At 68.1% G+C, this 12166-nt stretch carries 10 protein-coding genes and 1 tRNA gene; 2 read left to right on the top strand and 9 right to left on the bottom strand.

Annotation, left to right across the window (positions count from 1 at the left end):
* Window positions 1-34 precede the first annotated feature (34 nt).
* From spmX to I4Q42_RS02070, 4 genes are all read right to left on the bottom strand, one after another.
* Window positions 35-1333: a lysozyme-family localization factor SpmX gene (gene spmX, locus I4Q42_RS02085; RefSeq protein ID WP_198574405.1), complete on the bottom strand. Its 1299-nt coding sequence runs from the start codon at window positions 1331-1333 to the stop codon at window positions 35-37.
* Between the two features lie 117 nt (window positions 1334-1450).
* Window positions 1451-2893, bottom strand: coding sequence for a magnesium transporter (gene mgtE, locus I4Q42_RS02080; RefSeq protein WP_198574404.1), 1443 nt, complete (start codon window positions 2891-2893; stop codon window positions 1451-1453).
* A gap of 166 nt (window positions 2894-3059) precedes the next feature.
* Window positions 3060-3144: transfer RNA gene (locus tag I4Q42_RS02075), tRNA-Leu, on the bottom strand.
* A 99-nt stretch (window positions 3145-3243) separates the two neighbouring features.
* A complete protein-coding gene (locus I4Q42_RS02070) occupies window positions 3244-3495 on the bottom strand; it encodes a FliM/FliN family flagellar motor switch protein (RefSeq protein ID WP_198574403.1) in 252 nt (83 codons plus the stop codon).
* Window positions 3496-3571: 76 nt separating this feature from the next.
* Here I4Q42_RS02070 and lipB point away from each other — a divergent pair, with 76 nt between their 5' ends.
* Entirely contained in the window at window positions 3572-4297 is a 726-nt protein-coding gene (lipB, locus tag I4Q42_RS02065) for a lipoyl(octanoyl) transferase LipB (RefSeq protein ID WP_198574402.1), read from the top strand.
* Here lipB and I4Q42_RS02060 read toward each other — a convergent pair.
* The 5 genes from I4Q42_RS02060 to I4Q42_RS02040 form a co-directional block, all read right to left on the bottom strand.
* Window positions 4294-4698: a DUF805 domain-containing protein gene (locus I4Q42_RS02060; protein ID WP_198574401.1), complete on the bottom strand. Its 405-nt coding sequence runs from the start codon at window positions 4696-4698 to the stop codon at window positions 4294-4296. The two genes, lipB and I4Q42_RS02060, sit on opposite strands and share 4 nt — an antisense overlap.
* Before the next feature lie 82 nt (window positions 4699-4780).
* Window positions 4781-5173 (bottom strand): DUF805 domain-containing protein, encoded by a 393-nt coding sequence (locus tag I4Q42_RS02055; RefSeq protein WP_198574400.1) that lies wholly within the window; start codon window positions 5171-5173, stop codon window positions 4781-4783.
* Complete coding sequence (locus tag I4Q42_RS02050) at window positions 5170-5697, bottom strand: DUF805 domain-containing protein (protein ID WP_198574399.1); 528 nt, start codon at window positions 5695-5697, stop codon at window positions 5170-5172. Before I4Q42_RS02050 ends, I4Q42_RS02055 begins: the two co-directional genes overlap by 4 nt.
* Before the next feature lie 76 nt (window positions 5698-5773).
* Complete coding sequence (locus tag I4Q42_RS02045; RefSeq protein WP_198574398.1) at window positions 5774-6193, bottom strand: DUF805 domain-containing protein; 420 nt, start codon at window positions 6191-6193, stop codon at window positions 5774-5776.
* A gap of 43 nt (window positions 6194-6236) precedes the next feature.
* Entirely contained in the window at window positions 6237-8213 is a 1977-nt protein-coding gene (locus I4Q42_RS02040) for an acetyl-CoA carboxylase biotin carboxylase subunit (RefSeq protein WP_198574397.1), read from the bottom strand.
* Window positions 8214-8353: 140 nt separating this feature from the next.
* Here I4Q42_RS02040 and I4Q42_RS02035 point away from each other — a divergent pair, with 140 nt between their 5' ends.
* Window positions 8354-12142, top strand: coding sequence for a LamG domain-containing protein (locus tag I4Q42_RS02035; protein WP_198574396.1), 3789 nt, complete (start codon window positions 8354-8356; stop codon window positions 12140-12142).
* Window positions 12143-12166 lie beyond the last annotated feature (24 nt).

Here is a 12166-nt window from a genome sequence, read left to right as displayed (position 1 = left end):
GGGGATGAACCCGGTCTTTTCGAAACGCCGTTCTCTACTCGCCGTCGTCATCGATGTCCGGGCCGCCCAGCTTGCGCAGCAGCAGATAGGCCGAGACCGCGAAACAGATCACGCCGATGACGCTGGCGCCCCAGCCGAACATCCGCACCGGGGTGAGGCCGGGATCGGAGGCCACCGACAGGTTCCACAGCACCCCGCCGCCGAACAGGGCCAGGCCCAGCAGGCCCAGGCTGACCAGCAGGCTGGAGCCGCCAAATACCGGCCGCTCCGGCGGGGTCAGCGGCACGTCCAGGGTCTGCAGATCGACCTCGGCGCCGCTGGTGGAGAAGCCGCCCAGATTGAACGGCGAACGCGAGGGCTCGCGCGCGGTCTCGAACAGGGTCGGCTCGACCGGAGCCTGGGGCGCGGCGGGCGCAACGGGCGGATCGGGCGTGAACAGCGGGGCCTGGGCCAGGATCGGCTCCTCGGGCGTCAGGCGGAACGGCTCCAGGGTCGGCGCGGCCTCGACGGGCGCATGCAGCACCGGCGCGGGCTCGCTGGCGGCCACGGGCGCGATCACGGGCGCCGCGGGCGGCGGCTCCGGCACGACCAGGTCCTCCACCGGCTTGGCGACGGGCTTGGCGGCCGGCTCGTCGGCCAGGATCTTCTCCAGGCGGGCGCTGACGCCGGCGGCGGCCACTTCGGTGGCGGTCGGCGCATCCTCTTCCGGCTCGACCGGAGTCAGGGGCGCGGCGACGCCCTCCTCGCGCTCGGCGACGGCCTTGTCGCCCTCCAGCCGGGTCGAGACCGCGGCCGGGGTCTGGCGAGGGATGGCGCAGGTCGCATCGTAATCGACCTTGGGCCGCAGCACGGGGCTCGGCGCGGGCACCCACTGGCCGTCGGGCGGGGTCAGGAACAGGGTCTTCTCGGCCGCGCGGCGACGCACCAGGGCGTCGATGACGATCCGCTCGCCCTCGAAGTCGGCCTTGCGCCACATCTCCATGGCGCAGGCGGCCTGCAGCAGCGAGCCCTCGTTGATCCGGCGCAGCACGCCCGAGCGCAGAAAGTTCTCCGTCCCGATATTGAACGCAAAGCAGGTCAGGGCGTCGAACTGGTTCTGGTTCAGCGGCGCATAGCTGTTCTCGTTCACCGCATGGGCCACGGTGATCAGGTCGTAGAGCAGCAGGGCCTCGGCGTCCTGTTCCGAGACGGTAGCGCCGCCCCGGGCGGTCAGGGTGTGCCCATAGCCGATCGTCCAGCGCCCGTCGGGCAGCTGGGCGGCTTTCTGCCGATAGCCTTCGAACCTCTTGATGAGATCGACGGCGGCGCGGGAGACCTGATGACGCGGTTTCATCGCGAACTGACCCAATTTGAAACGCGGGCGGATGCCCTCGCCCGGTCCCGCGCAAGACCGGCGCCGTTTTTTAAGGTTCAGGTAAGGAAATTTACGCGAGCCCTGGCCCGCTTGGCGTCAGTTGAACAGCAGCGCCGCGATCAGCAGCACCGAGAAGAAGCCCGCGAAGTCGGTCAGGAAGGTCACGAAGATCGACGACGACACCGCCGGGTCCCGGCCCATCTTCTCCAGCGCCAGCGGCGCCAGTATGCCGCCGACGGCGGCGGTGAAGATGTTGGCGACCAGGGCCAGGGCCACGGTCAGCGAGAGCTTGGGATTGTCATAGAAGACATAGACCGCCGCCCCCATGACGATCGCCAGGGTCAGGCCGTTCATGACGCCCACCAGAAGCTCGCGGGTGATGATCCGCGAGGCGTTGGCCGCCGTCAGCTCCTTGCTCGACAGCGCTCGCACGGCCACCGCCAGCGTCTGGGTGCCGGCGTTGCCGCCCAGCGACGAGACGATCGGCATCAGCACCGCCAGGGCCACCAGCTTGGAGATCTCTTCCTGGAAGAGCGCAATGCCGGAAACCGAGATCGTCGCGGTCAGCAGGTTGAGCAGCAGCCACGGCAGGCGCGAGCGCACGATCTCCACGACGCTGGCGTCGCGGCCCACGTCCGACACGTTGGCCAGCGCCAGAATGTCTTCCTGCGCCTCTTCACGGATGACGCCGACGATGTCGTCGACGGTGATCTGGCCCACCAGCCGCCCACCGGCCTCGACGACCGGGGCGCTGATCAGGTGATACTTGTCGAAGATGTAGGCCACCTCCTCCTGGTCCATGTCGACGGTGATCTCGGTCACCGGTTCCATGATCTCGGCCAGGGGGGTCTCCAGCTTGCTGGTCAGCAGCAGGCTGATCGGCAGGGCGCCGACCGGGGTGAACGACGGGTCGACCACATAGACGTCGAAGAACAGCTCCGGCAGGCTGTCGCCCGACTGGCGCACGTGCTCGATCGTGTGGCCCACGGTCCAGAACTGCGGCGCGGCCAGGAACTCGCGCTGCATCAGGCGGCCGGCGGTCTCGTCCTCATAGGACAGCGTCGTCTCGATGGCCGCCCGGTCGGTCTCGCCCATGGCCGCCAGCACCTGGAAGCGCTTGGTGTCATCCAGATCGTCGATGACGTCGGCGGCGTCGTCGGTGTCCAGTTCCTCCAGCGCCCGGGCCAGGGTGACCGACGGGGTCGCCTCCAGCACCTCTTCGCGGATATTGTCCTCCAGCTCGGCGATGATCTCGCCGAGAGCCAGGGGATCGAGGACCGGGATGACCTCCTCGCGATAGGCGGCCGACAGGAAGCCCATCAGGTCGGCGACGTCGGCGGGATCCAGCGCCCCGACCAGCTCGGCCAGGCGCGCGGTGTCGCCGCGATCGGCCGCGTCGACCACCATCTCCACATAGTCGGGATTGAGGGCGTAATCGTCGCCGAGCGCCAGGTCCTCGAGGTCCTCGACGACCTCGGGCTCGGGAATGGTCAGGGCGTGGCGCGCGTCGTCGCTCAGGTCGGCTGTTTCCCGGGTCATGGGGACCTCCTGAACTTGATGCGAGGCTTAAGCTGCGCGCGCGTGATCCGAATGATTGAAAGCCGAAGCTCGGCAGGCGGTTGCCCGCAAACCTTGGCCTAAAAATGGTTAGAGCGCGGAAGGCGATTCGGAAACCGAAGCCTGCCGCGCTCTACGCAAGTTCACCTGGTGCGGTCGAGAAGACTCGAACTTCCACGGGTTGCCCCACAGCGACCTCAACGCTGCGCGTCTACCAATTCCGCCACGACCGCTCGTGGTGAGGCGCGGCAGGTAGCAAACTGAATCGGCTTTGGGAAGAGGAGAGTTCGAGAATGTCGAACCAACCCACAGGCTTCTTGGTCGCAGGCCCCTTAGGCGCCGCCGGCCATGTAATCGTAGACGTCGGCCGGGCCGGTCACCTGGATGGCGATGCGATCGTCGTTGATCTGGATCTCGCCCCGGGCGATCGGGTGATTGTTGGCCAGGATCCAGACCTCGTCATTGGTCCGGGCGTCCAGCGGGATCACCGCGCCGCGGCCCATGCGCAGCAGTTGCTGCATCGGCAGGATCGACCGGCCGAGCAGAACGGAGATCTCGACATTGACGGCGTTGACCTGGCTCACGAACTAAGGCCCCTGGAACTGAAAATTGCCGATGGCGGAAAAGCCCGCGCCTCGGCTCATGCAAGACTAAGGCCGCATGCTTGATCGCCCGTTAAACCTTGAAGATAAAGGTCTTCCCGATCTGTCACGCCCCGACGGGGGGGCGGCGGGGTGGGCGGTTTCGACCGACTACGTCCCCTACCCGGCAGCCGTTGCCGCCATGGAAGCCCGCGCGGCCGCCATCGCCGACGGGACGGCGGGCGAGCTGATCTGGCTTCTGGAGCATCCGCCGCTCTATACGGCCGGCGTTTCGGCCAAGACCGCCGACCTTCTGGAGCCCGAACGCTTCCCGGTGTTCGATAGCGCCCGCGGCGGCCAGTTCACCTATCACGGCCCCGGCCAGCGCGTGGCCTATGTCATGCTCGACCTGACCCAGCGCGGCCGCGACGTGCGCGCCTTCGTCGCCGCGCTCGAAGCCTGGATCATCGACGCCCTGGGCGTCTTCAACGTCGTCGGCGAGATGCGCGAGGGCCGGGTCGGCGTCTGGGTCGAGCGCAAGGGCGCTGGCTGGTCGCGCGAGGACAAGATCGCCGCCATCGGCGTCAAGCTGCGCCGCTGGGTCAGCTTCCACGGGATCAGCCTGAACGTCGAGCCGGACCTGAGCCACTTCTCCGGCATCGTGCCCTGCGGCCAGACCGAGCACGGCGTCACCAGCCTCGTGGATCTCGGCCTGCCCGTCACCCTCGACGAGGCCGACGAGGCCCTGAAGGCCAGCTTCCAGAAGGTGTTCGGGGCCGTGGAGGCCGCGCCGCCGCCGGTCTAGATCGCGGGGGCCTTCAGCGGCGGCTGGCCGTAGCGGTTGGCGCCCTGCTCGCCGCCCATGACGCCCAGCTCGACGATCGCCCAGACCAGGACGATGGCGAAGGCGAAGTCGAGGAAGTGCTGCGGGGTCGGCCAGACGGCGACCATGGCCGCCAGCACCAGGGCCGCCCACCAGCCCGACCGTCCCCGGTCGTGCAGACGCTTGGACAGGACGCAGGCGCCCGAATACAGCAGGGCCGAATAAACCAGCCAGCCGGTCAGCAGCCGCAGCACGTCGCCGGCTATGGCCTCGTACAGCACCGCGACGCCGACCAGCACGGCCGAGGCGATCAGGAACGGCGTGCGCGCCAGCCTGCCCGTTGAGGACAGGAACAGCTCCGCCCAATCGATCCGACCGTTCATGCTCGCCAAGGCTCCGCGACTCTCTTCGAGCGGAACCTAGGCGGAGCGGGCGCGATGCGGAAGTCGCGACGGGGTCACACCGTCAGGCGAAAACGTCGTCGAGGCTTTCATCACCGAGCGGCGAAGGCCCGAAGCGGTTGGCGCCGGCCTGGCCCCGCAGAAAGCCCAGCTCGATCACGCTCCACCCCCAGCCCAAGACAGGGACCAGCACGAACATCAGCAACCAGAAACGCCCCTTGCCGCGATCGTGACAGCGTTTGAGGCCGATCGCGTACAGCGCCCAGATCAGCGGCGCCGAAAGCGCCAAGCGCAGAAAGGCCGGACCACTGTAGGCCGCCTCGCCCGGGCCGGCGCCGACCGTCACCAGCAGATTGACCGCGATCAGTCCGATGAAGGCCGGCAGGCCCAGCCGCCACCAGTCGCCCCGCGCCAGCCGCCCGCCAAAGCCGAACAGCTTCCAGGCCAGCAACTTCAAGCGAAGACCTTGGCCACGTCCTGCTCGTCGGGACCTTTCACGCCCTTCGGCGAGGGCCCAAACCGGTTGCGGCCCTTGGTGCCGTCCAGGCAGCCGTAGTCGACGAACCAGTAGATCGCCAGGATGACGTAGACGAGCCAGACCGAGGCGAAAGCCAGCAAGGCCCCCGGGTCGGGATTCTGTCCGGCGGCGCTGATCGGGCCCATCAGCAGGATCATCGCATAGCCGAAGATCGCCATGATCACGGTCAGGACGATCGAATAGAGGGTGGCGCGGTTGCGATCATGTCCGCGCCGGACGGCGAACGCCATGACCGGCCAAAAGAACAGCACGTCCACCACGAACCGCACGGCCACCGTCCGCGAATCCGCCATGTCCCCGCCGATGACGCTCGAAATCACCAGGGTCAGCAGGAACTTGAACACGCCCATGCCGATGCTCATCAGCCAGAACTCGGACCGCCGCATGCGGCCCTCGAGCCCGAACAGTCCTTCGATCAGAAAATGTGTGCGCTTCTTGGCCATGGCGAAGCTTAAGCACGCGGCGCGGCGATTGACAAACCAGAGGTTGACCACCGCGCCGCAAACCTTTCGACCTGGGTCAGGCGAAGACCTTTTCCAGGTCCTCTTCGGCGGCGCCGACACCCTTGGGCGATGGACCGAAGCGGTTGCGCCCCTGCGTGCCGTCCAGGAAGCCCAGTTCGACGAAGCTCCAGATCCAGCCGACGATCGGGACCAGGATGAAGAACGCCACCCAGCCGCCGCCCTTGTTGCGATCATGGCAGCGCTTGAGCATCAGGGCGATGCCGATCCACACGGTCGGAACGTAAAGCAGGATGGAGATCACGCCGCTCAGGCCCGACGGCTCAGACCCGAGCATATCGACGTTCCAACCGCCCAATGCCAGGGTCTGGAGGATGTCGATGAGAGCGATGCTGACATTGGCCGCGATGCTGAGCAGCCAATAGTCGCGCCGCCGGATACGGCCCGAAGCGCCAAACAGCTTGTGCGTCAATTTCATGGAATCGCCCCCGCTACACTAGAGGCAGAGCTAAGCACGCAGCTCACGCGAACTCCACCAGCACCTGGTCGGCGGCGACCGGGTCTCCGGCCTTTGCGTTGACGGCCTTGACGACGGCGTCGCGCTCGGCGCGCAGGATGTTCTGCATCTTCATGGCCTCGAGCACGCAGACGATCTCGCCCTCGCGAACCTGCTGGCCGACCGCGACGTCCATCGACACGACGAGCCCCGGCATCGGCGACAGCACCAGCTTGGACGTATCGGCCGGCGCCTTTGCCGGCAGCTTCTCGTGCAGCTCGGCGCTGCGGGCGGTCAGCACCAGCACCCGGGCCTTGGCGGCGCGGTGGCGGATGGTGAAGCCCTCGGCGGCGGGCGCCACCTCGGCGGTGAAGGCCGCGCCGTCCAGCTTGGCGCGGAAGGTCGCCAGCCCAGGCCGCCAGACGATGTCGGTCAGCGCGAGGCTGCGGCCTTCGTCGAGCAGGCTGACCGTCAGGCCCTGGGCGCTCTCGGCCTCGAACCGCACCCGCCGCTTGGCGTGGCCGACCACCACCGTCCAGTCGGTGCGCCTGGACCCCAGCCGGCGGGCCAGCACCCGCTGCAGGGCGCAGCCGGTGGCGGCCAGGATGTCCAGTTGGGCCGGCGTCGGCTCGGTCCCGGCGAAACCGTCGGGGAATTCGTCCTTGATGTAGCTGGTGGCCAGCTGGCCTGAGATGAAGCGCTCCTGGTCCATCACCGCGGCCAGGAACGGCACGTTGTGGCTGGGCCCCTCGATGTGGAAGTCCTCCAGCGCCCGGGCCATGCCCTTGACCGCCTCGGTCCGGGTGGGAGCCCAGGCGCACAGCTTGGCGATCATCGGATCGTAGTACATCGAGATCTCGTCGCCCTCGCGCACCCCGGCGTCGTTGCGGACGAGATAGCCGTCCTTCTGGCCTTCCTCGGGCGGCGAATAGCGCACCAGCCGGCCGATGCTGGGCAGGAACTTGCGGTAGGGATCCTCGGCGTAGATCCGGCTCTCGACGGCCCAGCCGTTGATGGACAGATCCTCCTGCGCGAACGCCAACGGCTCGCCGGCCGCGCTGCGGATCATCTGCTCGACCAGATCCAGGCCCGTGATCAGCTCGGTGACCGGATGCTCCACCTGCAGGCGGGTGTTCATCTCCAGGAAGTAGAAGCTCTTGTCCTGGCCGGCCACGAACTCGACGGTGCCGGCGCTGTCGTAGTTCACGGCCTGGGCCAGGGCGACGGCCTGGGCGCCCATCGCTGCGCGGGTTTCAGGATCGAGCAGCGGCGACGGCGCCTCCTCGATGACCTTCTGGTTTCGCCGCTGGATCGAGCATTCGCGCTCGAACAGATGGACGACGTGACCGTGCTTGTCGCCCAGCACCTGGATCTCGATGTGGCGGGGGCTCTCGATGAACTTCTCGATGAAGATGCGGTCGTCGCCGAACGCCCCGGCGGCTTCGGCCCGCACGGCCGGGAAGCCTTCCTCGACGTCCTGCCGGTTCCAGGCCACCCGGATGCCCTTGCCGCCGCCGCCGGCGCTGGCCTTGATCATCACCGGATAGCCGATCTGCGCCGAGATCGTCAGCGCCTCGGCGACGTCGGCGATCTCGCCGATATGGCCGGGCACGCAACTCACCCCAGCCGCGGCGGCGAACTTCTTGCTTTCGATCTTGTCGCCCATCGCCGAGATCGCGCCGGGATTGGGACCGATGAACACGATCCCCTCATCAGCGCAGCGCTGGGCGAACTCGGCCTTCTCGGAGAGGAAGCCGAAACCCGGATGTACGGCCTCGGCTCCGGTCTGCTTGCAGGCGGCGATGATCTTGTCGGCGACGAGATAGCTCTGCGCGGCCGGCGAGGCGCCGATGTGCACCGCCTCGTCGGCCATCTCCACCGCCAGGCTGTCGGCGTCGGCGTCCGAATAGACCACCACCGTGGCGATCCCCAACCGACGGCACGTCTTGATCACCCGCACCGCGATCTCGCCCCGGTTGGCGATCAGGATCTTTGAAAACATCGGCCCATCCCTGCGCGGCTTTTCGCCTTGTCCCTAGGCGTAACAGGCCAAGGCCGGTTTGCAACGCGGACGGCTCGCGCTAAAAGCGTCGCAGGAACCATGACACCGGTTTCCAATAAGAACGACTTAGGGAGTGACGCGTGGTGAAGCAGGCGCTTTTTCTAGCCTCCGCCTTTTCGGTCATCGCCGCCGCCAGCGCGGCCGTAGCCGCAGGGCCGCCTGAACCCGCCCTGCTCTTCCACGTCTCCGGCGACAAGGGCCTCAAGGCCGACTACGCGGCCGGCGACGCCATCCCCAACTTCGCCGACAAGGTCGCCGTCATCCCGACCGGCAAGGCCGGCCCTGCCCTCTCGGCCCAGGACGACGGCGTCCTGGCCTGGAACGCGCCCGGCAACATCCAGGCCCAGCGCGGCACGCTCTCGTTCTTCTGGCGCTCGGGCTATCCGGTCGGCGTCGCGCCCTTCGTGATCTTCCGCGTCGGCTATGCCGACCACACCAGCTGGGACATGGCCTTCCTGCGCATCGACTGGAACGGCCACGGCTTCGACGCCTTCGTCACCGACAACGGCCTGGCCCGTACCCGCGTCTCGTTCAAGCTGGACAAGCCCCCGACCGCCGACGCCTGGACGCACCTGGCCTTCACCTGGGACGAGCAGACCGGCGTCCAGCTGTTCGTCGACGGCAAGCCCGTGGCGAAGAAGGAAGCCAAGCGGGTCTATGACGCCGGCCTCGACCAGTTCGGCGTCGCCGGCCGGGTGATCGCCCCGCACCAGGTGCAGAGCCGCTACAACTTCCTGCGCGGCGGCGACCTGGACGAGATCCGCGTCTACGACCGCGCCCTGGACGCGGCCGGGGTCGCCGCCCTGGCCCGCAACGAAATCCCGGCCGCGACCGCGCCGGTCCCGACGCTGGACGATCCGGCCACGCACGCCGCCTGGAAGCTGCGCTACGGCTGGACCGGCGAGGCCCCGCCCCTGCTGACCGATCCGGCCACCCGCATCCGCAAGGTCGAGTTCACCGACGCCAAGGACCTCAAGGAATGGATGTGGCGGGCCAACGACGGCATCCCCGAGACCACCTGGCCCGGCGTCTACAACCGCTCGCGCCTGGAAGGCCGCGACGACTATTTCCAGCTTCCCGACTGGAACACCTATGTCGAGGGCGGCAAGGCCCTGACCCTGGCCCTCCCCGACGAGCCGATCAGTCGGCTGGAAATCCAGGGCGCGGCCTATGGCGACCTGACCTGGGCGGCGAAGGCCGGCGACAAAGCCACGAAGGTCGGCGTCCGCGCCAAGGGCCTGGCCCGTTCGGTCACGACCCTGGCCCAGCCGCTGAAGGGCGGCGTGCTGACCTTCACCAACACCGACCAGGAAACCCCGATCCAGGAGATCTGGACCTATGACGTCAGCGCCGGCAAGGAGCCCGACGGCGTCTTCAAGATGGCCTACACGGTCCGCGCCGACGTCGCGCCGGACTATCTGAACCTGGCCGACCTCAACGCCTATGTCGCCGGGCGCTTCCCGGCCAGCGAGCGCGCGACGGTCGTAGCCATTCCCGACGCGGCCCCGCAGCGCAAGCGTCCGGCCGCCGACCTCACCGCAAAAGGTCTGCCGATCGTCCACGTGCTGATCCCGTCGGGCTTCGGCGACGCCCCGGCCGCTCAGGCCCTGGCCCGCAACTGGGCCTATGGTTGGGAGAACGCTCGCGACGGCCTGGACGGTATCGCTATCGACATCCCCGCCCTGCCCGGCGCGGTGGGAACGACGATCCCCCTGAACATCCAGGTCAAGGATCCCATCTGGCCGGGCCGCAACATGATCGACGTCTCGGTTTCGGTGAAGGCCGGCGAGGCGCGCACGCTGTGGCTCGACCTGCGCGACCGGATTCTCACGGCCGACAGCCTGTACCTTACGATCGCCGCCGACAGCGCCGAGTTCGGCCCCACGGCCCTGGACGGCGCCAAGATCCGCCTGGTCTTGAAGGCCCGCGAGGACGCCAAGGCCGAGCACGTCGCCGACCGCTTCAACCAGGTGAAGGACAACTGGGCCTTCCTGGTCGAGGAGCACACGACCTCCAAGCGCCAGGGCCTCTATCGCCGCCTCTACGCCGACATCTCCGACCTGCTGCGCGTCGATCCCGACCACAAGGAAGGCCGCGAATACTGGGGCGACATCACCTATGGCAGCCAGGGCTGGCCGGCCTTCGAGCAGCCCAAGGCGCCGGCGGGCGTGCCGCTGTGGGCCTTCCGCCAGACCGAGGATCTCAAGCGGGTCGCCAAGTTCATCAACTGGTGGATCGACGAGCGCCAGGTTCCCTACGGCGACTTCGGCGGCGGGCTGTCGGACGACAGCGACCTGCTGCAGCAGTGGCCCGGTCTGGCCCTGATGGGCGTCGACCCCGACAAGGTGCGCGACTCGCTGAACAGGTTGACCGACGCGGTCTATCGCAACGGCATGTTCACCAACGGCCTGTCGACCATCGTCACCGACGAGCTACACGCCTACGAGGAGGGCATCAACTCCAACAGCGAGGCGATGTATCTCGACTACGGCGACCCGCTGGCCGTCGAGCGGCTGTTCACGACGGTGAAGGCCCTGCCGACCATCATCGACCGGAACCCCGCCGGCCACGTCCACTTCAACACCAACTGGTACAGCGGCGCGATCTCGTACCGCGAAGGCCCGTGGGAGTGGCAGAAGCCCTACTCGTTCGGCGTCGTGCACCCCGCCATCCTGATCGGCGACTACAACGGCGACCGCACGGCGCGCGACATCGTGCTGGGCCTGGCGGACGGCTACCTGGCCCACGCCAAGGCCGACGGTTCCTATCCCAATGAGATCAACTGGCGCACCGACGCCGAGCGCGGCGGCACTGTGCTCCAGGGGTCCGGCGCGAGCGGCCCGTTCCAGATCTTCTGGCAGGCCTGGCGCTGGACCGGTGACGCCAAGTACCTGGCGCCGATCCAGTGGCGGATGGGCAAGAACGGCGTCAAGTCGCTGAACGACCTCAACGACAACGCCCTGTCGATGCTGGGCCTGGGCGAGGCCAACAAGGACGCCATCGTCAAGTCGGCCGCCAAGGGCGCGGCCATCGAGCGCTTCGCCGCCTGGAGCCTGACCGGCGACAAGGCCTGGCTCGAAAAGGCCTATGCCGACGAGATCCAGTGGGCCGACCAGCACATGTACATGCACACCGACGGCCACTGGTGGTCGGACCGGGTGGAGATCCCATCGGACGTGTTGCAACGCTCGCGCCTGGGCGGCATCGCCAACAAGCGCGGCCAGATGAACCCTGGCCACCTGGTCAGCTGGCGCTTCGAAGGCGGCGCGAAAGGCGAGGACGTGGCGATCCTGGTCAAGGACGGCACGGCCAAGGGCTTCAAGGTCGTGGCCTACAACCTGTCGGACAAGCCGGTGACGGCGGTCATGACCGGCTGGAACGTCACGCCCGGCCAGTGGAGCCTGGCGCAAGGGATCGACACCAGCGGCGACGATGCGATCGACGGCGCCGGCGAGACCCGCCAGGTGGCTTTCGAGCGCACCAAGGCCGTGACAATCATCCTGCCGCCCGGCCAGACGACGATCATCGACATGGCGCTGGCGACGGCCGGCGACGATCCCGCCAGGCGCGCCGACCTCGGCGTCGGTCGCGGCGACGTGGCGGTCAAGGGCTCGGCGATCACCGCCAAGGTCCACAGCCTGGGCGCCCAGGACGCGGCGGCATCGCGGCTGGAGCTGGTCGACGCCGCTGGCAAGTTGCTCGCCTCGGCGGCCGTGCCCGCCCTGGCCGCGCCGAAGGACCTGCTGCCCAAGACCGCCACGGCCCGCCTGAAGATCCCGGCCGGGGCCAAGCCGTCCGAACTGCGCCTGCGCATCGTCAGCGCCCAGCCGCAGATCACCGCCCTCAATGACGAGGTGAAGCTGCCATGAGCCGCAGCATCGCCGCCGCCCTTG

This window comes from Caulobacter hibisci, assembly GCF_016135805.1.
Taxonomy (GTDB): domain Bacteria; phylum Pseudomonadota; class Alphaproteobacteria; order Caulobacterales; family Caulobacteraceae; genus Caulobacter; species Caulobacter hibisci.
Note: the sequence above shows the minus strand (reverse complement) of the source record. Positions and strands in the feature narration are given on the sequence as shown.